This window comes from Streptomyces sp. NPDC044064 (assembly GCF_056434245.1).
In genome coordinates this window covers 63,539-86,718 of record NZ_JBWKFN010000039.1, presented here as the reverse complement: position 1 = coordinate 86,718, position 23,180 = coordinate 63,539, and the positions used below count along the sequence as shown (strand labels likewise).

The window sequence follows — 23,180 nt, the reverse complement described above, 5'->3', positions numbered from 1 at the left end:
TACCCCGCACTCACCACCACAGACTCACCCGGGGGACGCCTCATCGACACCTGTACCCGCCCAGACGACAACGTCGGCCTCCGGGACCACAACCAGGTCTTGAAGGCCGACGTCAGGCGAGCCCCGGGTTGACCGACAGCATCCGGAATCCGTTCGGGGCCCCTCACCTGGTGCCTCAGGCGGCGAGCAGTTCCAGGTCCGCCACCACCCGGGCCGGACTCGGCATCGCCGCCATGTCGTCGTACAGCTTCCGCGCGCCCTTCAGATACCCGTCGTCCCCGAGGACGTCGGCGATCGCCGCACGGACCTGCGCCGGGTCGTTCTGCGGGGCCGCCTCCGGGAGCACCCGGGCCGCCCCGGCCGCGGCAAGGAGCTCGGCCGACGCAAACTGGTCCACCAGCTGCGGCAGGACGACCTGCGGAAGCCCGAACACGCAGGCCGTCATCGTGGTGTTGGCGCCGCCGTGGTGCACCACCGCATCACAGTCGCGCAGGAACAGGTTGAGCGGCACCGGCTCCACCACCCGTACGTTGTCGGGCAGTTCGCCGAAGCGCTCGTGGAACTCCGGGGCCGCGGTCACCACGGCCTCGACGTCCTCAAGTCCGGCGAAGGACTCGATGATCGTCTGGAACAGGCCGGTGCCGTTGAGCACCAGCGTCTGGTGGCCCAGGCAGACCGCCACCCGGCGCAGCCCCTCCGGAGCCGGTACCCGCAGCCACTCGGGCACGGTGCCGACGCCGTTGAAGGGCACGTAGCCGATCGGCGCGCCCGGCGCGGCGCTCGGGTGGCGCAGCGCCGGTGGGCACGGGTCGAGCAGCAGATCGGGGTCGGGCAGCCCGTCGAGGCCGAGCCGGTGTGCCGCTGTGTACAGGAACTTGCGGGCCGAGGCGCGGGACGGGCCGCTGAGCGGGTCGACGCCCCAGCGGTGTTGCACCGACGGCACTCCGAGCACTTTGCCGATGACCGCGCCGGTGAGCTCCATCTGCTCGGACACGATCAGGTCGGGGCGCCAGTCGCGGGCGAACTCCAGGTAGGCGTCGAGCAGATAGCGGGCGTGGATCTCCCACAGCTTGGTGGCGCCCGCCATCTTCTCCGGCGGGGTCGGCCCCATCAGCTCCAATGGCCGTACCCCGGGCGGGAGGTGGCGCTGCAGCAGGTCCAGGCCGTGGAAGCGGTCTCCGATGTCGACGGCGGATATCCCCGCCGCGCGGGCCGCGTCCGTGACGTCAGGCTGCGCGGCGACCGTCACCTCGTGTCCGGCTCCCTTCAACGCCCAGGCCAGCGGCACCATGGGGGTGAAGTGGGTGGGGAACGGGGTGCTCAGCATCAGTACGCGCATGGTCCTCTGTCTCCTCGGGGGGTGTCTGGGGCTGGGTCTCGTCGACGTGCACGTCGTTCATCAGGAGGGCGAACCGGGAGGTTGTGGTGACCACGCCCAACTGGTCCGGGGAGGCGGCCGGCCGGGCCATGTACAGGGCGATCCGAGTGACCCGCCGAGGCCCGCGCCGAGCGGCAGGAGCAGGACGTCGAGCCGCCAGAGGGAGGCGTCGGCGACGGTGAGGCCGAGCCTGGCGACGGCCGCGCATGCCATGCGGATTCGGCTGCTTCTCTTTCGCCTCCTCTGTCATCTCCGTCGTACTCACGCCCGCACCGTCTGATGGGAGACCAGGTCCTCCAGGACGCCGACCGCTTCGGCCGCACCGGGCATCTCCTGGATCTGCTGCCGCAGCCGTGCGGCGTCCTGCCGGTATCCCGGGTCGGAGAGCAACGCGCGTACGGCGTCGGTGAGATGGGTGTCGTTGTTCTGGAGCCCGGCCGAGTCGAGGCTGATCCCGGCACCCGCGTCGGCGACCTTGTCGCCCGCGATGAACTGGTCGCCCACCTGCGGAAGCACCAGCTGCGGTACGCCGAGCGCGGCCGCGCCGAGCGTGCTGCCCGCGCCGCCGTGGTGGACCACCAGGTCGGCGCCGGGGAAGAGGACGCCGGGTGCCGTCTCATCGGTGTACGACATCGTCTTCGGCAGTGCCCCGATCGCCTCGCGGAACCGGGGCGGGGCCGACACGACCGCCTCGACGCCGCCGGTGCGCTCCAGTACGTCGACGACGATGCGCACCAGCGGGGCGCCGCCCAGTTCGAGGGTGTGCCCGCCGAGCGCCACCGCGACCCGGCAGCCCGGGGCCCCCGGGGATGTGGCGTAGGCCCAGGGGGCGCGGCCGTCCGTGTGCGGGAGGGGACGGATCGGGCGGCCCTCCGGGGCGTCGGTGCTGCGCAGCGCGGGCGGCGCCGGGTCGAGGATCAGACTGGGCCCCGGCACCGAGTCCAGGCCGAGGCGCCCGCAGAGGGGGCCGAGCCACATCAGGGTCATCCTGAGCATGGACGTGCTGGTCGGGTTCACGCCCCAGCGGTGCTCGACGCTCGGGATGCCGAGTACCTCGCCGACGATCGGCGCCGCGAAGTCCATGTGATCGGAGACCACCAGGTCGGCCTTCCAGTCTCGGGCGAGCTCCAGGTAGTCGGGCAGGTGGTACGAGGTGTGGTTGCGCCACATCTGGGCGGCGCCGTCGATCTGCTGCGCGGGCGGGCGGCCCACGGTCTCGATGGGGCGCGGGCCCCGCGGCCCCTTGCCACCGCACAGATCCTCGTAGTGGAAGGCGTCCCCGTAGGTCACGGTCGCCAGGCCCGCGGCCTCGGCGGGCCCCGTCACATCGGGCTGGCCGGTGACGAGGACCTCGTGGCCGGCCGCCTGAAGCGCCCTGACGAGCGGCAGCATGGGCAGGAAGTGGGTGGCGGCGGGGGAGCTGATGAACAGGACGCGCATCACAGGTTCTCCAGGTCACGGACGACGGCGGCGGGGCTCGGCATGGCGGCCATGGTGTCGGCGAGCTTCCTTGCGCCCTTGGCGAAGCGCTCCTCGGTGAGCAGGGTGCGCACGGCCGCCGCGACGGCCGCCGGGTCGTTCTGCTCGTCGGCGGTGGCGAGGCTGAGCCCGGCGTCTGCGGCGGCGAGCAGCTCACCGCCCTCGAACTGGTCCGCCAGCTGCGGCAGGATCAGCTGCGGTACTCCGCGACCGGCCACGGTGAGCAGGGTGTTGGCGCCGCCGTGCGTGACGACCGCGTCCATCCGGTCGACGAAGCCGTTGAGGGGCGTCGGCGGGACAAGGCGCACGTTGGACGGGACGGTGCCGAGCCGGTCGAGGAACTCCTCCTGCACCGTCATCACCGCCTCCGCCTCCGGGATGTCCCCGAAGGCCTGGATGATCCCGCGGAACAACGGGATGCCGCCGAGCGCGAGGGTCTGCCGCCCCATCGACACGCACACCCGGGGCCGCTCGCCGCGCTGCCGCAGCCAGCCGGGCACCTCGCCGGTCCCGTTGAACGGGATGTGCCGGATCGGTGTGGCCGCCGGGGTTCCGGGGCACAGCAGCTGGGGCGGCGCAGGGTCGAGCACCACGTCCGGCCGCGGCAGTCCGCCCTCGATGCCGAGCCTTTCGCAGGCTCCCGCGAGCAGGTCCTCGGCGGTGCCGCGCATCAGAGGGCTCATCGGGTCGACGCCCCAGCGGTGCGACACCACCGGGATCTTCAGGGCGCCGCCGACGAGCAGCGCCGCCCAGTCGAGCATCTCCGAGATGACCAGGTCGGGCCGGTACTGGCGGGCCACCTCCAGGTAGCGCGGGGCCAGGTAGCGGGAGTGCAGTACCCAGATCCGGGAGCCGATGAGGGTCATCTTCGGAGTGTGCGGGCCCACCACTTCGATGAGCCGCTTGTCCGGTGGCAGCACCGGGGACAGCAGGTCCTTCCCGAAGAACTGACGGCCCACGGTGACCGTGGACAGGCCCGTGGCGCGGGCCATCGGAACGATGTCGGGCTGCCCGGCGACCAGCACCTCGTGCCCGGCGCCGCGCAGTGCCCAGGCCAGCGGCGCCATGCAGGAGAAGTGGGTGGACTCGGGGCTGCTCAGGATCAGTACGCGCATGAAGGGTCCTCGTCGGGCTCGTCGGAAGGGGAGTCGGCGGTCTCCGGCCCGTGCTCCGGGCCGCGGCGCACGGCCTCGGCGAACGTGGTCACGACGGTGTCGGCGAACGCGGCGGGCAGCCGGTCGGTGCGCACGGTCGCGGTGGCCAGGGCCCCGTCCGGGGTGATCCGGACGTCGAACTCCAGCTCGGTGAACATGGCGATCTTCCCGATCCACCCCAACTCGGCCGTGCGGACTTCGAGTTCGAGCACGGGGGTCGGGGCCGTCCTGTATCAGGAAGCTGGGCATGGGCCCCAGTGCGCCGCCGGTCAGCACGACGGTGCGTGCGAGCTGCGCACCGCCCAGCTCCTGGGCGCCGAGCGCTTCGTCCCCGTTCGCGACCGCCTGCCGCGGCGGGTCGCCGCCGTCCGCCGGGTGGGGTGGCCGGAGCCGCGGGTACAGCAGGTCGACGCGGCAGCTCCCGTGCGTGCCGCTCCCGCACGGCGAGGTCGGCCCGGCTCAGGGGGCGCGAACTGGAGTGCCCGGGAGCGGCGGTGGCGGACCCGGCGAAGTCCGGCTCCTGAGCCGCGGCCCGCGCCGCGTGGGCGAGGCCGAGGCCGGCGGCGAGCACCGCCTCGGACGCCCCGTCGAAGGCCACGTGGTGGACGGCCAGACCGAACAGGGTGCGCCCGGCCTCCCGGCTGCCCACCGCGCCGCACCGCCACGCCGGGCCGCCCGGGAGGTCGAGCGGGGTGAAGACGGCCACGAGCCGGTCGGCGACGGCCGCCGTCTCGTCGGGTGTGCCGGGCAGCCGCAGCGCCGTCACCCCGGCTGACTCGTCCGGTACCACCGCGTATCCGGTGTCGTTGTCCCGGATCAAGTACCGGGTGTTCGGGGCCTGGTGGCGCCGGTGTACGTCCTGGGCGGCCCGGGACAGCGCGTCCAGGACGACCGGGACTTCGATCCACCAGGAGCCGCAGATGCGACGTGCCCGCTTGGCGGCGAACAGGATGCGCACGGCGGACCTCCGGGGAATCAGCGGGGGGGGGCAGGGGGGCAGGGGCCGCCAGTCGGTCGGGACCACAGCGTGGCCACCGGCCTTCGGACCTCGCTCGCGCCGCACTTGAGCCGCGCTCGACCGCGTGCGGTCTGCCCGTTCCCCTCTCGGACTCCAACGCGGTTCGAAGGCCGGCAGCCATCTTGGGCGTATGCCGAAACCCATGCGAGCCGAGCCGGAGGAGTAACTGGATGCGCTGGAACGAGATCTATGTCGCGGGCCTGGGCAGCTGGCTGCCCGAGCCGGTGCCGGTGAGCGAGTGCGTCGCGGCCGGGGAGTGCGGCCAGGAGTGGATCGACGACTTCGGGTACGAGTCCGTCCGCATCGCCCGCGAGGGTGAGGGAGAGCCCTGGACCGCGCCGCCGGACATGGCGGTCGCCGCGGCCCGCACCGCCCACGAGCGCTCCGGTCTCGCGAAGCGGGAGTACTCGCTGCTGCTGCACGGCAGCACCTGGTACCAGGGCCTGGACATCTGGCCCGCCGCGTCCTACATCGCAGGGCACACGGTCGGCACGACGGTGCCCGCGCTCGATGTGCAGCAGCGCTGCAACGTCGGCATCAGCGCCCTCGACCTGGCCGCGGCCCACCTCACCGCCGGCTACGGCAACGGCAGCGCCGTCATGGTCACCACCGCCGACCGCTTCGGCGGGCCCGGCGCCGACCGCTGGCGGCTGCGCCACGGCAACGCCTACGCCGACGGCGGCACCGCGACCGTGCTCTCCACCCGGGGCGGCTTCGCCCGCCTTGTCGCCACCGCCACCGTCGCGGACAACGGCCTGGAGCCGATGGCGCGCGGCGACGAGCCGTTCGGTCCGGTCTCGCGGGCCGCGGAGCGGCAGGTCGACCTGACCGCGCGCGGCGACGCCCATAAGGCAGTCAGCGACGAGACCCTCACCAACATCCGCTTCGGCAAGGTGATGACCGAGGCCAAGCAGGCCGTCCTCGACGACGCGGGCCTGGGGACCGACGACATCGCGTACGTCGTGATCCCCGCCACCGGACGGATCCCGGGCCCCTTCCAGATCCACCACCTGCTCGGCGTCGACGAGTCCGCGACCACCTGGGAGTTCGCCCGCACCAGCGGCCACATCGGCGCCGGCGACTGGGCCGCGGGCCTTGAGCACCTGCTGCTCACCGGTGCCCTGAACCCCGGGGACCACGTGCTGCTCTACGGCGGCGGCGCCGGCTACACGATCACAACAGCCGTCCTGGAGATCCTCTGCATCCCCGACTGGGCGGCCCGCCCCGATCGGTAGAGGCTCAGTTGCCGGCCCAGAGCTTCTCGAAGAGCCTGCCGGTCACCGAGTGGGGTGAGGTCCGCCGCGAGGAGTGCGCCCCGGTGGGGCCCGAAGAGGAGCTGTGGAAGCGACCGAGCCCGGCCGTGGGCAGGGCTCGGGGCACAGTGGAGCGGGTGGGACCGCGGCGGAGAGGGCGAAGGTGGGCTGAGGCAACGGGCGTGAGGGAGGGTCCGGGCCGGTCGCGGGCCCGCACGGGGGTCACATCTGGCTGGCCGAGCAGCGGAAGGGTCTGTCGATGCCCCGGCTGAGCAGGGACGCCTCGGTCGCCTTGTTCACGGCATCCGTCCTGGAAGTCGCGCCGAGTTTGTCGAAGATATTGCGCAAATGGCGCTTTACCGTTCCCTCGGCGATGAAGAGCCGGGCTGCTATCTGTGCATTGCTGAGGCCCTTGGCGACGTGACCGAGAACGTCGATCTCGCGCTCTGTCAGGCCCTCCGCCGACCGGTTGTTGAAATTGAGACTTCCTTGTGAAACCGACAGCACCCTCCGCTCCGGGTGGCGGTTGACGCCTCGTATGGCGGCGATGAGTTCCATACGGGATATGGTCTTCAGCAGATAGCCGTGGACTCCGTGATTCAGCAGTGATTGAACGAGCCGCGGATCATCATGCATCGTGAGGATGATCACGCGGGATTCGGGTGAGGCTCTCTTGATCGCGAGCAGCCTCTCGCTGATGATTCCACCCGGCATTTCGACGTCCATGAGGATGACGTCGGGACTCAGGTCCCGGGCGAGCTGGACGACGCTCTCACCGTTGTCCGCCTCACCGACCACGTCCAGGTCGTCCTCGGCGCCGAGGCTCTCGTGGAGCGCCTCCCGCAGGAGTGTGTGGTCCTCTGCGATGAGAATGGTTATGCACTCAGCTTCATGGTTCATCGTATCCCAGGCCCCCGCCTGCTGGGTGGTCTCCGACTGCGAGACGCTGTCAGTGTGTTGCGTCTGCTGCCTGTTCCCCTCATTGAGGTGGGTGACAATGTGGTCGATAATTTGGTCAGCTTGTCACCCTAATCCGGAATCTATCACGGACAGGTCTCGAGAACTAATAAGCGGGGATGCTATAGCGGGAGCTGAGCGAGCGGGCCGGCAGGTGCCGGCCCGCTCGCTTATCAGAGCCTTACAGCCAACCGTTTTGTTTGGCTTTGTTCACGGCCTCCATACGGTTGCGCACACCGATCTTCTGAGTGGCCGACGAGAGGTGATTACGGATCGTGCTCTCCGAGAGGTGCAAGCGCTTCGCGAGGGCCAGGACGGGAGCGCCGTCCGCCGCGGCCGCGAGTACTTCCCGCTCTCGGGTGGTCAGGGGGCTCGACCCCGCGCTGAGCGCGGCCGCCGCGAGGAGCGGATCGACGACCTGCTCCCCCGCGTGTACGCGCCGGATCGCGTGGGCCAGCTCCGACACGGGCCCGTCCTTGGCCAGGAATCCTCGGGCGCCCGCGTCCAGGGCTCGCCGGCAGTAGCCCGGCCCGGCGAAGGTGGTGACGATCAGCACCCGGCATCCCGGCACCAGGCGCCGCAGGTCTTCGGCGGCTTCCAGGCCGGTCCGCACAGGCATCTCGATGTCGAGGACCGCGATGTGCGGGTCGGACGCGCGGGCCGCGTCAACGACCTCGGCACCGGTGCCCACCTGGGCCACGACCTCGATGTCCGCTTCAAGGTCGAGCAGTTGCGCGATCGCGCCCAGCATCATCCCCTGGTCCTCGGCCAGCAGAACCCGGATCACTGGGCACCCACCCTCACTTCACTCCTTCGGGCAACGGGCAGCCTGGCCGTAAGGCGGAATCCCCCGTCCACCCCCGGTGCCGTGGTCAGCGCGCCGCCCGCCGCCGACAACCGCTCCGCGAGCCCCAGTAGACCATGGCCGGGTGTTCCGCCGTCGTTCTCGGCGGCGGGCGGTTTCGTACGGGGGCCGTCGTTACGTATCTCCAGCTCGACGCCCTCGGAGCGGTGCCGCACGGAGATCTCGCAGTGCCGGGCCTCACTGTGCCGGATGACGTTGGTGACACCTTCTCTCACCACCCACCCGAGCAACGCGTCGGCCTGAACCGGCAGCGGCGGACCGTCGTGGACGATCTCCGTCTCTATCCCCGCGTCGGTCAGCGCCAACTTGGCGCCCTTCAGCTCGGAGTTGAGGTCCCGTTCCCGGTAGCCGGATATCGCCTCGCGGATCTCCTCCAGCGAGGTGCGGCCCACGGCCTCGATGTCCTGGGCGTGACGCTTGACGGTGGCTGGGTCGCACTCGGCGAACCTGCGCACCGCCTCGGCCTTGACGACGATGAGCGAGATCGAGTGTCCGAGTAGATCGTGCAGGTCGCGGGCGAACCGCAGCCTCTCCTCCGCGACCGCCGAGTGGGCCAGCTCCTCCTGGGCCTGGCGCAGCTCCATCACCGTGGAGAAGAGGCGCACGATGATGGTCACGATCACGCCGGAGAGCAGGGTGCTGTAGCTGATGACGATCGCGTCACCCACCTCGGCGTCGGCATAGACGGCGGTCATGCCGGCCGTGAAGGAGACCAAGCCGATCACAAGCGGTGGGTGCAGCAGATGCCGCCAGCTCGCCACAGCGCTCCACACCACCGCCAGCAGGGAGAACAGCCAGACCATTCCCTCGCCGAAGCGGAGGGCGAGCGTCAGAGTGAGGGCGGTGAGGGCGACTGCCGGGGTGATCACCAGCAGGCGCCCGCACCGGTCGCTGAACGCCGCCCAGAGGGAGAAGAGATAGAGGGCGCAGAACGCCAGGAGTCCGGCAGCGGCCTCCCAGGTCGGTTTGTCACGTCCCCCGACGATGTCGGAGAGGGCGCCGGCGGCGATGACGAGCACGGGGTAGAAGATGGTCGGCGCCTTGTGCATGCCGAACCTCTCATGGGTTAAGGCTTTCCCCTTGACCCGCACGGTCCCATCCTCCTCTAACTATGTATGGCCATCGCTGGACTTACTGATCAAAATACGCCAGCCCTCCCGGTCAGGCGGTGGTGCCCCGTCGGTAGCCGAAGGCGGCGAAGACGGCCAGGGCCACGCTCCAGACGAGCAGGATCGCCAGGGCGGTGGTGCTCAGCGCGTGGCCGAGGGCCAGGTCCGACACCAACTGCTTGTAGCGGTTGATCGGTGTCCACCCCGAAACCTGTCCCAGCCAGTGCGGGAAGTTCTTGACGTCGATGAGCAAGCCGCCGACCACCGACAGGAGCAGGTAGGAGACGAGGCCCATGGACTGTGCCTTGGCGCCGTCCAGCAGATAGCCACAGCCGATCGCCAGCATCGAGATGGGGGCGATGCCCACCCACAGGACACCGACGGTCCCCACCCATTCCGCGGCGCTGAGATGCACGCCGTTGACCAGTCCGCCGAGCAGGGTGACGGCGAGGACGGGCGGCAGGGCCAGGGTCATCGAGGTGATCGCGCGGCCGAGCACCACCGTCACCGGGGGGAGGGGGGTGAGCCGGAGCTGGCGCAGCCAGCCGGCCCGTTTGTCCTCCGAGACGCCGCCGAGGCTGTTCATCACCGCGCCCAGAGCGCCGAAGCCGGCCATACCGGCCATGTTCCGGACCTGCTCGTCGTGGCTGGAAGGACCGCCGCCCAGGTGGCTGAAGAGCAGATAGAGCGCCACGGGGGCGATCAGGGACATGATGAGGAAGCCGCTGTCGCGGACGGTGCGGCGCAGCTCAAGGCGCAGGTAGCCGAGCAACATCAGGAACCGCTCCTCTGGTGATTCGCGTTCAGACCACTGGTCAGGGCAAGGAACGCCTCTTCAAGGCCCCCGCCGGTCACTTCTACGTTGCGCAGGTGGCCTGTTCGCGCAAGGGTCGTCACGGTGAGGTCCGCGTCGGACGTCGTCAGGTGGATCCGCGCGCCGCGGACCTCCACCTCGGTGACACCCGGCAGCCTCGCGAAGCCGTCGGCGCCGGCGTCGCCGAGGTCGATACTCACGATCTTGCCGCCCATGCTCCGCTTGAGCTCCGCTCCGGTGCCGTCGGCCAGTACCTTGCCCTGGGCGATGACGACGATGCGCTTGGCGTATTCGTCGGCCTCCTCCATGTAATGGGTGGAGAAGAGCAGGGTGTTGCCGCGTGCGGCGTAGGCCGCCATCGTCGTCCAGAGGTCCCGGCGCGACTGGATGTCGAGCGCGGCCGTGGGCTCGTCGAGCACGATCAGGTCGGGGTTGCCGGCCAGAGCGAGGGCGAAGCGGACGCGCTGGGCCTGCCCGCCCGAGAGCTTGTCGACACGCCGGGTGGCGAGCTTGGTGAGCTGGGCGGTCTCCAGGATCTCACCCAGGGGCAGCGGGGCCTCGTAGGTGCCGCGCACGAAGTTGATGAGCTCCTGGATGGTGACCCGGGGGATCAGCCCGCCCTCCTGGAGCATCGCGCCGATCTTCCCCTCCCGGACGGCGCGTCCGGGCTCGTTGCCGAAGAGCCGGATCTCGCCGCCGTCGTGCGGAAGCAGGCCGAGCATCATGTTGATGGTGGTGGACTTGCCGGCTCCGTTCGGGCCGAGGAGTGCCACCGTATCCCCGCGTTCGATCTCCAGGTCGAGCCCGTTGACGGCGTGGACGTTCCCATAGGTCTTCGTCACGCTTGCGAAGCTCACCGCAGAGCCCGTCCTCTGTGGCGCTCTGGAGTACGTACTTGTTTGCGTCATGGGGACAACGCTATGGTTCCGGCTTCGCCCGCCAACAGAGACAAAGATGCTCTCCTGAGCAGGAGATATGTCCTGCCTACGCCGACGGAGCGCAAAGGCATGAGCCCCCGTACGGAACCTTGCGGTCCGGACGGGGGCTCATGCCCGCTTCTGCAATCAGGTCAAGCGGCGGCGGAGATCCTGCCGTTCACGAAGGCCAGGAACTCGCCGGGGGTGACGATCGCGTCCATCTCCTCCTCGGACAGGGAGATGCCGTATTCGCGCTCGGTGAGACTGACCGCCTCCATCCGGGCCAGGGAGTCATAGCCGAGGTCCTGGAAAGACAGCTCGAGGATGTCGCCGTCAAGGCTGGTCGTCTCGTCCTCACCCGCGGCCTTGCGCAGTATCCGCTTCAGGTCGTCGATGCTGAACTCACTCATGATTTTCTCCTCAATGTGGGGGACTTGGCGCCTATGCCACCGAGCGGACGACCAGCGCGGCGTTGAACCCGCCGTAGCCGCGTGCGACGATCAAGGCGGTGCGCACCGCGCCCTGCCGGGGCTCCCGGACCAGATCGAGCTCGTGGCGGAAGGCTTCGCGCGTCACGTTGATGGTCGGCGGGATGATTCCGTCGCGGATCGACAGCAGCGCAGCGGCGACATCGAGCGGCGCACCACCGGAACTCAGCCGTCCGGTCATGGTCTTGGGCGCGGTGACCGGAACCCCGCGCGGCCCGAAGACGGCGGCCAGTGCCGTGGCCTCGGCCCGGTCGAGGTCCGGGACCCCGGCCGCGTCGGCGAAGACGACATCGACCTCGTCGGCGCGGATCCCCGCGTCAGCCAGCGCGCCCGACACGGCCGCCTCCAGACGCGGCCCACGACCGGTGGCCTGCGCGGGATCGAAGGTGGCGCAGTAGCCGGCGATCTCTCCGTAGACCTGAGCGGCGCCCCGCTCCCTGGCCTTGTCCGCGTCCTCGACGATCAGGATCGCGCCGCCCTCGCCGATCACATGGCCGCTCGCCCGCTCGTCGAAGGGCTGGTACGCCCGGTCCGGGTCGGTCCGCCGGCTGAGCCTGCCGCTCGGGATCTGTGCCGCCACCGCCCAGGGCGACAGCGGTGACTCCATCCCGCCCGACACCACCATGCCCGTACCCCGGCGCACATGCCTGCGGGCCTGGCCGAGTACGTCGAGCCCGCCGGCCTGCTCGGTGACGATGACACCCGTCGGGCCGCGCATGTTCCGGCGAATGGAGATCTGGCCGGTGTTCACCGCGTAGAACCAGGCGAACGACTGGTAGACGCTGACGTGCTCGGGGCCGCGCGACCAGAGCGCCTCCAGCTCGCGCTGGCCGAATTCGAAGCCGCCCGCGGAGCTGGCCGTGACCACGCCGCGGTCGAACGGGTCGAATCCCTCGGTACCGGCGCCGGCGCCGGCGTCCTCCATCGCCCAGTCCGTGGCCGCGAGCGCGAACTGAGTCATCCTGTCGGTCTGCGGAAGCAGTCGCCCGGGAAGGTGCGCGGCGGGGTCGAACCCGCTTATCTCACCAGCGAGCCGGACGGGGTAGGAGGACGCGTCGAACCGTGCGATCAGTCCGATCGCGTTCGTCGCGTCGAGCGTTCTCTTCCAGAATTCCTCGGTGCCCAGCCCATTGGGCGCGCACACACCGATTCCGGTGATGACCGCTGTCATTTCGCCGCCTTTCCCGGCCGGGTGAGCAGCATGGCGCTCTGGAAGCCGCCGAAGCCGCTGCCGACCGTCAAAACCGTGTCGAGCTTCTTCTCGCGCGCCACGAGGGGGACGTAATCGAGATCGAGTTCCGGATCCGGGTCGTCGAGGTTGGCCGTCGGCGGGATGACGCCGTGCTCGATCGCCAGGGCGCAGGCCGCGACCTCTATGGAACCGACGGCACCCAACGAGTGCCCGATGACCGCCTTGATCGAGCTCACCGGGGTCGTGAGCGCGTGTGCCCCGAGGCTGCGTTTGAAGGCCGCGGACTCGTGCCGGTCGTTCTGCCGGGTGCCGGTGCCGTGCGCGTTGATGTAGTCGACCGCCTCGGCCGGCAGCTTGGCCTGGCCGAGCGCGGCGTCGATGGCCTCGGCCATCTCCCGGCCGTCCGGCCGCAGGCCCGTCATGTGATGGGCGTTGCTGCGGGCGGCGAAGCCCGAGATCTCGGCATAGATGCGCGCGCCCCGCCGCACCGCCCGGTCGTACTCCTCCAGCACCAGTACCGCGGCGCCCTCGGCGAGGACGAAGCCGTTGCGGGTGCGGTTGAAGGGCCGCAGCGCGTGTTCCGGGTCGTCGTTGCGGTTCGAGGTGGCCCGGATGGCGTCGAAGCAGGCGAACGTGATGGGTGACAGGGGAGCGTCGGCGGCTCCGGCGATCATCACGTCCGCCGAGCCCTCGCGGATCAGCTCGGTGGCGTGCCCGACCGAGTCCAGGCCGGAGGTGCAGCCGGCGGAGATCAGGGCGGCGGGGCCCTCCGCGCCGGCCTTCCAGGCGACCTCGGCGGCGAGCGAGCTGGGGACGAAGTAGTCGTAGAGGTGCGGGACGGCGTAGGCCGGGTCGACGACCCAGTCACGGCCGCCGTTGCTCAGGACGTTGTACTCCTCGTCGAGCTTCGTGGTGCAGCCGACGGCGTTGCCGAGACTCACGCCCATCCGGCCCGGCGCGACGTCCTCGGCCTCCAGGCCGCTGTCCGCGAGCGCGTCGCGGGTGCAGACGACGGCGAACTGCGCGGCCCGGTCCATGCGCCGGATCTCCTGCGGCGACAGTCCTTCCATGGCGGGGTCGAAGTCGCACTCCGCCGCGATGCGGGACCGGAATGGCGACGGATCGAAGAAAGTGACAGCCCTTGTGGCCGTTCGGCCCTGGACGATCCGATCCCAGAAGGCCTTCTTCCCGGGATCTCCAGGTGCCACCACACCGATACCGGTGATCGCGACACGCCGGTCCATAGTTACGCTCCCTCCGAGCGGGGCGAAGCGGACGGGGCACCTCGGGCCGGGCCGAAGGCTCGCGCCAGGCCGTCGAGGAGCGCCGGATCCGCTTCGTCACGCGCCTTGTTCACATGTGTCGTCAGCTCTTCGCGGCCCCACCCCGTCCCGGACGCCTCGACGGGGCCGAGGACGGCGGTCCGTACCGCCGTGACCCGGGTGCCGGTTCCATCCGTTTCCAGGGCGAAGGTGCCGTGCAATGAGGTGTGCAGTGGGGGCAGCTCGCCGAGCTGCTTCCAGGCCGTACGGTCCGGCAGGTGGACGAAGGCGCGCCGGGCCGCCGGTGCCGCTCCCGTCCCGTACAGCACGATCTGGTGTTCCGGCCCGGTGTGAACGCTCTCGGCGGTGCGGCAGCCGGGCACCCGCCGAGGCCAGGCGCCCGCGTCGCGGAGGAACGCCCGTACCTCGCTGACCGGGGCGTCGAGGAACAGGGTGTCCTCCTGCCGTACGGTGCGGGCAGCCGCCTCGGCGCCCTGCTCGGCCGTCCGCTTGAGGGCGGCGAGCTGCATCGGAATTCCACGTTCCATCCGGGCGGCGAACGCTCCGTCGTCGTCGGCCGCCTCCCAGGAGTGCCACAGTTCGACGAGGCACTCCTGCGGGCCCACGGTCCGCACGCGCCATTCGCCGCGCAGGGAGGTGACCGGCGGCGGAGGCCCCAGGTGTTCGAAGGCGACCGTTCCGGCCGCGGGGTCGAGCTCCCGCCGGGCCGTCCAGGTGCGTACGGCGTCGCCGTCGGCCACCCAGCGCTGGACCAGGTCACCGGTCGCCGTCCGCTCCAGGCAGGCGATGTGCACGACCGTGGGCGAGGACCGGACCGGCTCGGTGGGGTCGGCCAGCAGAGCGTAGACGGACGCCGCCGTCCTGCCGACGGTCACGCTGTGGGAAGTCGTTCCGTGGGTGGTCACTGTTCCTCCTCGTCGGCGGCGGCGGGCTTCTCGGCCACGACGACCCGCAGCGGCAGGCCGTCGCGCCGGTGGACACGGGCGCCGACGAGGCCGCACGCGTCCAGCATCCGCACGTAGTCGTCCGGGGAATGGACTTCGCCACCCGCCGTCCAGGCCAGCATGAGCAGTTCGAGCATGTGGGCGTGGTGGGCCTGGGCCGGGGGTACATCGCCCGTGGTGAAGCCGGCGATCACCAGCCGGCCGCCCGGCCGCAGCACACCCGAGAGCCTGTGCAGGAGCGCGCTCGAGCGCTCCTTGGAGAACTGACAGAGCAGATTCGATACGACGACGACGTCGTAGGGGCCGCCGAGCGGCACGGAGAAGGCGTCACCCGCGATGAATCCGGTGCGGTCGGCAAGCCCGAGCCGTTCGGCGTGCTTACGGGCCACATCGAGCACGTTCGGCCAGTCCAGGCACCAGACCCGCGACAGCGGATCTCCGCCTGCCACGGCGTAGCCGAACAGGCCCGCGCCACTGCCGACGTCCAGGATGTCCGCCCGGCCGGTGCCGAGCGTCTCGGCCACGAGAGCCGCACCCGCCTTGGTGACGAACGTCAGGTTCTCCGCGAAGTCCACCCAGTAGCCACAGCCGGGTGAGTCGGCCGTCTCCTCGGTGAGCGGGGCACCGGTCCGTACGATGTCGCCGAGCCGCTTCATGGTGTCCCACTCCCAGTCGCTGGAGGCGACGTTCACATTCGCACCCGCATAGCCGGGACTTGAGGTGACGAGCAGGTCGGCACCGCCGTCGGGAAGCCGGAAGCGCTCGCCGTCGGCGTCAAGGAGCCCGGCGGCGACGAGGCTCCGCAGCAGGATCCGGGTCCCGCGCGGTGAGGTCTTGAGCGTGGCCGCCACTTCACCGGCGTCGGCCGGCCCGTTGGCGAGGGCGTCGAACAGCCGCAGCTCCACGGCGGTGCGGAGCAGATAGGTGGACCGATAGGCCGTCATCATCTCCAGCAGCCGCTGACGAGTGATCGTCATGGGCACTCCTTTCGCCGTGAGATCAGGGGCCGGGGACCGGGGCGACTTGCCTCCAAGGGTCGTTCCGGATACCAGCGTGCGGGAGCCTGTTCGAGCGAGCCTCAATGCCGGGCCGAGGCCGATTTCAGAGCTTCCATCGACGCTCCATAACGGCTCGAACCGATCACGTCACCTTGACAGTGGGAGTGGTCCAACGACGCCTTGCCTGGAGGCAGTGACAATGAACGAGGGAAAAGCACTGCTGTTGAAGCAGGTTCGCCAATACCATCAGGATGCCTCGCCCCCAACGGAGTTCATTCCGGGGGTCACGCCCATTCTGCCGTCCGGTGCCGTCCTTGACGAGGAGGACAGGGCAGCGCTCGTCGGGGCCGCACTCGACATGCGGATAGCGTCGGGGGTCCATTCCCTGAAGTTCGAGCGGACCTTCGCCAAGACACTGGGCCGCAGGAAGGCACACCTCACGAACTCCGGGTCCTCCGCGAATCTGCTCGCCCTGTCGGCTCTGATGGCACCCGAGCTCGAAGACCGCCGGCTCGTACCCGGTGATGAGGTGATCACCGTCGCGGCAGGTTTTCCGACCACGGTGAATCCCATCATTCAGAACGGGCTGATACCCGTCTTCGTGGACGTCGAACTCGGCACTTACAACACGACATACGAGCGGGTCGAGGCCGCGATCGGTCCCCGGACCCGGGCCATCATGATCGCCCACGCGCTCGGCAATCCCTTTCCGGTGGCGGAAATCGCCCAGCTCGCCGAGGATCGCGACCTGTTCCTCATCGAGGACAACTGCGACGCCCTGGGATCTCTGTACCAGGGACGGCAGACCGGCACGTTCGGCGATTTCGCCACCCTCAGCTTCTACCCGGCGCACCACATCACGATGGGCGAGGGCGGCTGTGTGCTCAGCGACAACCTCGTGCTGGCGAGGGTCGTCGAGTCACTGCGCGACTGGGGGCGGGACTGCTGGTGCGAGCCCGGCGAGAACAACAAGTGCCGTAAGCGCTTCGAATACCAGATGGGGTCGCTGCCCTACGGCTACGACCACAAGTACATGTTCTCGCACGTCGGTTACAACCTGAAGTCGACCGATCTCCAGGCCGCACTCGGACTCACCCAGCTGAGCAAGCTCTCCGAATTCGGTGTCGCCCGGCGGCGCAATTGGCTCCGACTGCGCGACGGGCTCGCAGGGATCCCCGGACTTCTGCTGCCCGAGGCGGCCCCCGACAGTGATCCGTCCTGGTTTGGATTCGCGATCACCGTGCTGCCGGAAGCACCCTTCGGCCGTCGCGAACTCATCGACTTCCTTGAATCACGGCAGATCGGCACGCGACTGCTCTTCGCCGGCAACCTCACCCGGCACCCGGCCTATCAGGACCGGAAGTTCCGGGTCGTGGGGGACCTCGCCAACAGCGACATCGTCACCGAGCGGACGTTCTGGGTCGGAGTCTATCCAGGGCTGACCGAAGAGATGATCGACTACGTGGTCACTTCCATCCGGCAATTCACCCTGAGCCACCGCTGAGCAGAAAGAGAACGGACATGAAGGCTTTGGTTCTCTCGGGCGGAAAGGGCACGAGGCTTCGCCCCTTCACTCACTCCATGCCGAAACAGCTGGTCCCGGTCGCCAACAAGCCCGTACTGGTGCACTGTCTGGAGAACATACGGGACATCGGGGTGACCGAGGTCGGCCTGATCGTGGGCGACCGGCGGGACCAGATCGAGGCCGCGGTCGGCGACGGCTCAGGGCTCGGGCTGCGGATCACCTACATCGAGCAGGACGCACCGCGCGGACTCGCGCACACCGTCGCCATCGCACGGGACTTCCTCGGTGACGACGACTTCGTGATGTACCTCGGCGACAACGTGGTGGTCGGCGGCGTCGCCGAGGCCGCGGCGGACTTCCGCGCCCACCGGCCGGCCGCGAGCGGAATGGTGGTCAAGGTGGCCGACCCCAGCGCGTTCGGTGTCGCCGAGGTCGGCCCGGACGGAAGGGTGGAGCGGCTCGTCGAGAAGCCGAAGGAGCCGCGCAGCGATCTCATTCTGATCGGCGTGTACTTCTTCACCCCGGCCATCCACCAGGCGGTCGCCGCCATCGAGCCCAGCGCGCGCGGTGAGTTGGAGATCACCGATGCCATCCAGTGGCTGGTCGACTCCGGCGCAGACGTAAGGGCCCGCGACTACGGCTGCTACTGGAAGGACACTGGTCGTGTCGAGGACATCCTGGAGTGCAACCGTGAGCTCCTGGACGGGCTGACCCACGAGATCGCCGGAGAGGTCGATGCGGCCAGCGTGATCAGCGGGCCGGTCGTCGTCGAGGCGGGGGCTCGTGTCGTGGATTCCCGCGTCACCGGCCCCGCCGTCATCGGCGCCGGTACCGTGCTGCGGGGCTGTGCCGTGCGGCCGTACACGGCGATCGGCCGTGACTGCGTCCTGACCGGGACGGACATCGGCGATTCCATCGTGCTTGAGGGCGCCTCGATCGACCAGGTGGCCGGAATCCAGGGCTCCTTGGTGGGGCGGCAGGCTCGGGTCCGTTCCCCGGAGGACCAGGAGCAGCACCGGCTCATCGTGGGGGACGACACTCTGGTGGAGGTGGCCGCCTGATGAGGTTCCTCGTCACGGGTGGAGCCGGTTTCATCGGTTCCCACTACGTCCGGACCCTGCTCGCCGACGGCTACCCCGGCTATGAGGACGTCCACGTCACGGTCGTGGACAAGCTGACCTACGCCGGGAACACCGCCAACCTGCCGATGGACCATCCACGGCTCACGTTTGTGCGCGAGGACATCTGCGATCTGCCGGCGCTGCTCGACGTGTTCCCCGGACACGATGCGGTGATCCACTTCGCCGCCGAGTCGCATGTCGACCGTTCCATCGAGGCGGCTCACGAATTCGTCCGCACCAACGTCGGCGGCACCCAGAACGTCCTTGAGGCGGCGCTGCGCAGTGGTGTGGAGCGCGTCGTGCACGTCTCCACGGACGAGGTCTACGGGTCGATCGCCGAGGGGTCGTGGACGGAGAGGTGGCCGCTGGAGCCCAATACGCCGTACGCGGCGTCGAAGGCGGGCTCGGACCTGGTGGCGCGCTCGTACTGGAAGACGCACGGCCTGGATCTGTCGATCACCCGGTGCTCGAACAACTACGGGCCCCACCAGCACCCCGAGAAGCTGATCCCGCTGTTCATCACCAATCTGCTCGAGGGCAAGCGGGTGCCGCTGTACGGCGACGGCCGCAACATCCGCGAGTGGCTGCACGTCGACGACCACTGCCGGGGCATCCAGCTCGTCCTGACCAAGGGCCAGGCCGGCGAGGTCTACAACATCGGCGGCGGCAACGAGCGCACCAACGTACAGATCACGCACGCGCTCCTGGAGCTCCTGGGCGCCGACGAGTCGATGATCCGCAGGGTCCCCGACCGCAAGGGCCACGATCTGCGCTACTCCATCGAGGAAACGAAGATCCGCGAGGAGCTGGGCTACGCCCCGCTCACGTCCTTCGAGCAGGGCCTGGCTGACACCGTCGCCTGGTACCGCGACAATCCCGGCTGGTGGAAGGCCGCCAAGTACGGCGAGGCGTCCGCCGGCTGACAGCGGGGCGCACGACGGACAGACGGACAACAGCGGCCGGGCTCCCTGGGAGCCCGGCCGCTGTCCGTCGTACCGAGGTGATTCAGTGGGCGGTGAGCGCCGCCTCCCACAGCGACCGGAGCATCTCCTCCAGGTTCCGGCGGGGTGTCCAGCCGAGCAGTGTCCGGGCGGCGGTGACGTCGTACCGCTGGCGGCCGTCCGATCCGCGTACGGGCCAGGCGGGTTCGCCGTCCGTCACGATCTCGGTCGGCACCCCGCTGATGGCGACGAGGGCGTCGACCATGGTCCGTATGTCCACCGATTCACCCCGGGCGATGTTGACGACGCCCTCGACGGCCGATTCGCCGGCCGCCAGGACCGCGGCCACCAGATCGCGCACATCGATGAAGTCACGGTGCTCGGGCCTGCTGACCAGAGTGAGGACCGCGGGCTCCCCCGTGCCGAGCGCGGCGCGCAGCCGGGCGGTCGTCGCGCCGGGGAGGCTCACCGGGGACAGGCCCGGCCCGATCACGTTCGACACGCGCAGGACCATCCCCGACACCCGTCCGCCGCGCGTCGCGTCGAGGACGGCGTTCGTGGCCTGAAGCTTCGTCCGCCCGTAGGCGGAGGCCGGCACGGTTTCGGTGTGCTCGTCGATCCGGGTGCCCTGGGCGATCGCCCCGTACTCGTGCACCGAGCCCAGGTGGACCAGGCGGATCCGTCCGCCGACGGCGGCGAGGGCGGCGAGCAGATGCTCGACCAGCGTGACATTGGAACGCACCATGCGCTCCTCGTCACCGCCCCACACCTCTCCCGCCGCGTTGACGACGATCCGGGGGGACTCCGCGCGCAGCAGTTCCGCTATCGATTCCGGGCCGCTCCTCGCGACGTCCATGGCGACGAACTTGGCGCCCATGGGAAGGTCGTGGGGCCTGGAGCGTCCCACGACCGTGACCTCCTCGTTCAGGGCCGCGCAGATGTGCCGGCCCACGAACCCCGTTCCACCAAAAATCACCATGTTCTGTGACATGTTCAGGATCGTGGCAGAGGATCTTAGAGCTGCCCTCGAAGCCACGGGAGCGGACGCGGGCTAGGTCCTGTCGTCAAATTCCCGTCGTCGCCCGAAGGGCGGCCTCGCGGCGTCTGGTGCGTGCTCTCGGCGTGCCGGGCGGAAGTCCTCGTACTGGACGTACTTGGGCTTTCGCCCGGTGCGGCGAGAGTGCGTGCCAGGCGTCGTGGGGCAGACGGGAATTTGACGACAGGGCCTAGGGGGTGTCGTTCGGATCAGGCCGGCCGTGACGAACAGTTCGGACTGGCCGACCCGAGCGGGGTCTGGTGCGTGCAGCTGCAAGGCGGAGGAGGGAGTCGACGCGATGGGGGTCCCCCCGCGCGAGCCCAGTCGAGCGGGGGGGGAGTCGGCGAGTGACGACAACGCGGCAGATGTGCGTGCCAGACCCCGCGACGCCGGGATGATCCGAACGACACCCCCTAGCGCGCCAGCGTCTCCAGGGCCCCGACCAGCTCGGACGGTGCGGGCTGAGCCGCCATCTCGTCCCGGAGCCGCTCCGCGCCCTCCCGGTGCCATGGATCGTCCAGGACGTCAAGGAGCGCCGCCCGGATCCGCTCCGGATCACCCTGCTCCGCCTCGGGCACCAGCCGGCCCGCCTCGCACGCCTCCAGCCGCTCGCCCAGCACCTGCAGCACCGGATGTCCGGGAGCGAGTACGACCTGGGGCACCCCGAAGTGAAGCGCCGTGTGGGTGGTTCCCGCCCCGCCGTAGACGACGGCGCAGTCGAAGCCGTCCATGACCAGGTTGAGGGGCACCGGGTCGACGATCGTCACCGACTCCGGCGCCCGCGCCCGCAGCTCCTCCTGGTGCTCCGGGACACAGGTGACGACGGCCTCAAGCCCGGCGCACGCCTCCAGAGCCGCGATGGTCAGCTCCCGGCGGCCGTCAAGGGCCAGGGAGCGGGTGCCCAGGCAGACCAGGACGCGACGCCCGCTCCGCGCGGGCACCTCGGCGGGCAGCCTGCCCGGCCCGTTGTACGGCAGGTAGCGCACCGTCCGTGCGGCGGCCGCCTCGGGGTGCTGCAGGCTGGGCGGGCAGGGGTCGACGATGAGCGACGGCGCCGGAAGGCCGCTGTCGCATCCGGCCTCCACCGCGGCGGTGTGCAGGATTTCCCGGGCCGGTCCCCAGGCCTGGGTGGTGAGGACATCGGGTCCCCACCGGTGCTGCACCACCGGCACATCGTGGACGCCGCCCACGATCAGCCCGCTGAACTCGAGCGGCTCGCAGAGCACGAGATCCGGCCGCCACCGGGCGGCCAGGGCGAGATAGTCGTCGAGCACGGTGTCGATCCTGCCGAGCCACCGCCGCGCGAGCCGGTCCCACCCGGCTTCCCATACCCCGCCATGCTCCCCCGCCCGGTCCACGCCCAGGTGTCCCGGCACGTTCCGCTTCCGCGGCACGCTGTCGCCTCCGCCGAGCGGCGCGGCGGGCAGTCCGGCGGTCTCGGCCGCGCGGACCACGTCTTCCGTGCCCGCCACCAGGACGTCATGCCCTGCCGAGCGCAGCGCCCAGATCAGCGGAACCATCGGCATCAGGTGAGTGGGCCAGGTGGCCCCGACGAGTATGCGCACCAGCGTCCTCCGTGCAGAGCTGTTCAAGAGTGCCGACCAGGTCGGCGGGCGTGGGAAGTGCGTCGATCCCGGTACACAGCCGGTTCGCCCGGTCGCGGTATGCCGGTTCGTCCAGTGCCTCGGCCAGGGCGGCGGCGATGCCGTCCGGGGTGGCGAGGGTCTGGGGGTCGTCGAGCCATCGGCCCGCCCCGAACGCCCGGACGCGCTCGGCGCAGTCGACGAGCAGGGAATGCCTTGGGCCTTCGGGAAGCGGGGGCACGACGACGGCCTGCGGCACGCCGTACGCGGCGGCCGTGCTCGCCGTGCCGTGCCCGCCGTGGTGCACCACGAGGTCGCAGTCGTACAGGAGCGACTGGATCGGTACCGGGTCGATGACCCGTACGGAGCCGTACGACTCGCTCTCGCGCAGGCTCTCGCGGAGCCACGACGAAGCCGCCACCAGCGTCTCGGTGCCCGGCAGCCGGTCGCAGCCGCGCAGCAGGTTCTTCATCAGCGCAAGGACGGGTTCCTTTTCCAGTCCGTCAACGCTGAAGAGGACGAGCACCCGCCGGCGGGCGGGGGAGGTGAGCAGCTCCGGGTGGAACGAGCCCGGCCCGTTGTAGGGCACGTAGCGGACTTGGCGCGCGGGGCGCAGGCCGGGTGTCTGCAGGCCGGGAGGGCAGGGGTCGGCAATGAGGTCGGGTTCCGGCAGCCCGTCGACAAGGCCCAGCTCCGCGCAGGTGTCCCGCAGGGCCTCGGCCGCCACGCGGAACGCCGTGTCGGGCAGGTCTCCCGGGCCGAACCGCACATGGACGACGGGAATGTCGAGGAGCCCGCCGAGAATCAGCGCGTTCCACTCCAGCGGATCGGTGACGATCAGGTCGGGCCGCCAGGTGTCGGCCGTCTCGCGGTAGCCGGCCAGATAGGTGTCCACCCGGCGGCGCGTCCGGTCGGCGACCGACGGGGCCGCCCCGGTTCCTCCGGGCGGGACGCCGACGATCTCCGCCGCCGACAGGCCTGCCCTCGTGCCCGCCAGGGCCACGTCGGCGTCGCCCGCCACCAGGACCTCGTGGCCGGCCGCCCGCAGGGCCCAGGCCAGCGGAACCATGGGCATGAGATGAGTCGGCCAGATGGCTGTGAACAGTACGCGCAAGGCTTCTCCTC

At 70.2% G+C, this 23,180-nt stretch carries 22 protein-coding genes; 5 read left to right on the top strand and 17 right to left on the bottom strand.

Annotated features, from left to right (window positions below):
* Positions 1-175: 175 nt before the first annotated feature.
* The 4 genes from AC07DS_RS41150 to AC07DS_RS41135 form a co-directional block, all read right to left on the bottom strand.
* Entirely contained in the window at positions 176-1,339 is a 1,164-nt protein-coding gene (locus AC07DS_RS41150; protein ID WP_479153863.1) for a nucleotide disphospho-sugar-binding domain-containing protein, read from the bottom strand.
* Between the two features lie 300 nt (positions 1,340-1,639).
* The gene (locus tag AC07DS_RS41145; RefSeq protein WP_479153862.1) at positions 1,640-2,818 is read right to left on the bottom strand and encodes a nucleotide disphospho-sugar-binding domain-containing protein; all 1,179 of its coding nucleotides are present in this window, start codon (positions 2,816-2,818) and stop codon (positions 1,640-1,642) included.
* Positions 2,818-3,972 carry a nucleotide disphospho-sugar-binding domain-containing protein gene (locus tag AC07DS_RS41140; RefSeq protein ID WP_479153861.1) on the bottom strand — a complete coding sequence of 385 codons (1,155 nt, stop codon included), beginning with the start codon at positions 3,970-3,972 and terminating at the stop codon, positions 2,818-2,820. Before AC07DS_RS41140 ends, AC07DS_RS41145 begins: the two co-directional genes overlap by 1 nt.
* A complete protein-coding gene (locus AC07DS_RS41135; RefSeq protein WP_479153860.1) occupies positions 3,960-4,223 on the bottom strand; it encodes a hypothetical protein in 264 nt (87 codons plus the stop codon). Before AC07DS_RS41135 ends, AC07DS_RS41140 begins: the two co-directional genes overlap by 13 nt.
* A gap of 266 nt (positions 4,224-4,489) precedes the next feature.
* Between AC07DS_RS41135 and AC07DS_RS41130 the strand changes: the two genes are divergently transcribed.
* Together AC07DS_RS41130 and AC07DS_RS41125 are read left to right on the top strand one after the other, a co-directional pair.
* Positions 4,490-4,786: a hypothetical protein gene (locus AC07DS_RS41130; protein WP_186581863.1), complete on the top strand. Its 297-nt coding sequence runs from the start codon at positions 4,490-4,492 to the stop codon at positions 4,784-4,786.
* Between the two features lie 413 nt (positions 4,787-5,199).
* Complete coding sequence (locus tag AC07DS_RS41125; protein ID WP_479153859.1) at positions 5,200-6,264, top strand: ketoacyl-ACP synthase III family protein; 1,065 nt, start codon at positions 5,200-5,202, stop codon at positions 6,262-6,264.
* Positions 6,265-6,504: 240 nt separating this feature from the next.
* On the opposite strand, the gene AC07DS_RS41120 is transcribed toward AC07DS_RS41125, so the two are convergent.
* From AC07DS_RS41120 to AC07DS_RS41075, 10 genes are all read right to left on the bottom strand, one after another.
* A complete protein-coding gene (locus tag AC07DS_RS41120; RefSeq protein WP_145885168.1) occupies positions 6,505-7,182 on the bottom strand; it encodes a response regulator in 678 nt (225 codons plus the stop codon).
* A gap of 238 nt (positions 7,183-7,420) precedes the next feature.
* A complete protein-coding gene (locus AC07DS_RS41115; RefSeq protein WP_145885169.1) occupies positions 7,421-8,026 on the bottom strand; it encodes a response regulator transcription factor in 606 nt (201 codons plus the stop codon).
* On the bottom strand, positions 8,023-9,153 hold the full coding sequence (locus AC07DS_RS41110) for a sensor histidine kinase (protein WP_479153858.1): 1,131 nt from the start codon (positions 9,151-9,153) through the stop codon (positions 8,023-8,025). Before AC07DS_RS41110 ends, AC07DS_RS41115 begins: the two co-directional genes overlap by 4 nt.
* A gap of 112 nt (positions 9,154-9,265) precedes the next feature.
* Positions 9,266-9,988, bottom strand: a complete 723-nt coding sequence (locus AC07DS_RS41105) for an ABC transporter permease (protein WP_145885171.1) — start codon at positions 9,986-9,988, stop codon at positions 9,266-9,268.
* Positions 9,988-10,869, bottom strand: a complete 882-nt coding sequence (locus tag AC07DS_RS41100) for an ABC transporter ATP-binding protein (RefSeq protein WP_479153857.1) — start codon at positions 10,867-10,869, stop codon at positions 9,988-9,990. The genes AC07DS_RS41105 and AC07DS_RS41100 overlap by 1 nt, the downstream gene beginning before the upstream one ends.
* 227 nt (positions 10,870-11,096) lie before the next feature.
* Positions 11,097-11,354, bottom strand: coding sequence for an acyl carrier protein (locus AC07DS_RS41095; protein ID WP_145885173.1), 258 nt, complete (start codon positions 11,352-11,354; stop codon positions 11,097-11,099).
* A 31-nt stretch (positions 11,355-11,385) separates the two neighbouring features.
* Complete coding sequence (locus AC07DS_RS41090) at positions 11,386-12,603, bottom strand: ketosynthase chain-length factor (protein ID WP_479153856.1); 1,218 nt, start codon at positions 12,601-12,603, stop codon at positions 11,386-11,388.
* Positions 12,600-13,868 (bottom strand): beta-ketoacyl-[acyl-carrier-protein] synthase family protein, encoded by a 1,269-nt coding sequence (locus AC07DS_RS41085; protein WP_145885175.1) that lies wholly within the window; start codon positions 13,866-13,868, stop codon positions 12,600-12,602. The genes AC07DS_RS41090 and AC07DS_RS41085 overlap by 4 nt, the downstream gene beginning before the upstream one ends.
* Positions 13,869-13,870: 2 nt before the next feature.
* Positions 13,871-14,812 carry an SRPBCC family protein gene (locus AC07DS_RS41080; RefSeq protein WP_186581864.1) on the bottom strand — a complete coding sequence of 314 codons (942 nt, stop codon included), beginning with the start codon at positions 14,810-14,812 and terminating at the stop codon, positions 13,871-13,873.
* On the bottom strand, positions 14,809-15,828 hold the full coding sequence (locus AC07DS_RS41075; protein WP_479153855.1) for a class I SAM-dependent methyltransferase: 1,020 nt from the start codon (positions 15,826-15,828) through the stop codon (positions 14,809-14,811). The genes AC07DS_RS41080 and AC07DS_RS41075 overlap by 4 nt, the downstream gene beginning before the upstream one ends.
* 220 nt (positions 15,829-16,048) lie before the next feature.
* Here AC07DS_RS41075 and rfbH point away from each other — a divergent pair, with 220 nt between their 5' ends.
* Genes rfbH through rfbB form a run of 3 tightly spaced genes read left to right on the top strand, consistent with a single transcriptional unit; the run spans position 16,049 to position 19,418 of the window.
* Entirely contained in the window at positions 16,049-17,353 is a 1,305-nt protein-coding gene (rfbH, locus tag AC07DS_RS41070; RefSeq protein ID WP_479153854.1) for a lipopolysaccharide biosynthesis protein RfbH, read from the top strand.
* Positions 17,354-17,370: 17 nt separating this feature from the next.
* Positions 17,371-18,435 (top strand): glucose-1-phosphate thymidylyltransferase, encoded by a 1,065-nt coding sequence (locus tag AC07DS_RS41065; protein ID WP_479153853.1) that lies wholly within the window; start codon positions 17,371-17,373, stop codon positions 18,433-18,435.
* Complete coding sequence (gene rfbB, locus AC07DS_RS41060; protein WP_479153852.1) at positions 18,435-19,418, top strand: dTDP-glucose 4,6-dehydratase; 984 nt, start codon at positions 18,435-18,437, stop codon at positions 19,416-19,418. Before AC07DS_RS41065 ends, rfbB begins: the two co-directional genes overlap by 1 nt.
* Before the next feature lie 82 nt (positions 19,419-19,500).
* Here the strand turns inward: rfbB and AC07DS_RS41055 are convergent, their stop codons facing one another.
* The 3 genes from AC07DS_RS41055 to AC07DS_RS41045 form a co-directional block, all read right to left on the bottom strand.
* A complete protein-coding gene (locus tag AC07DS_RS41055) occupies positions 19,501-20,427 on the bottom strand; it encodes an NAD-dependent epimerase/dehydratase family protein (protein ID WP_479153851.1) in 927 nt (308 codons plus the stop codon).
* A 458-nt stretch (positions 20,428-20,885) separates the two neighbouring features.
* Positions 20,886-21,998 (bottom strand): nucleotide disphospho-sugar-binding domain-containing protein, encoded by a 1,113-nt coding sequence (locus AC07DS_RS41050; protein ID WP_479153850.1) that lies wholly within the window; start codon positions 21,996-21,998, stop codon positions 20,886-20,888.
* Complete coding sequence (locus AC07DS_RS41045) at positions 21,952-23,169, bottom strand: nucleotide disphospho-sugar-binding domain-containing protein (protein ID WP_479153849.1); 1,218 nt, start codon at positions 23,167-23,169, stop codon at positions 21,952-21,954. The genes AC07DS_RS41050 and AC07DS_RS41045 overlap by 47 nt, the downstream gene beginning before the upstream one ends.
* Between the last annotated feature and the right edge of the window lie 11 nt (positions 23,170-23,180).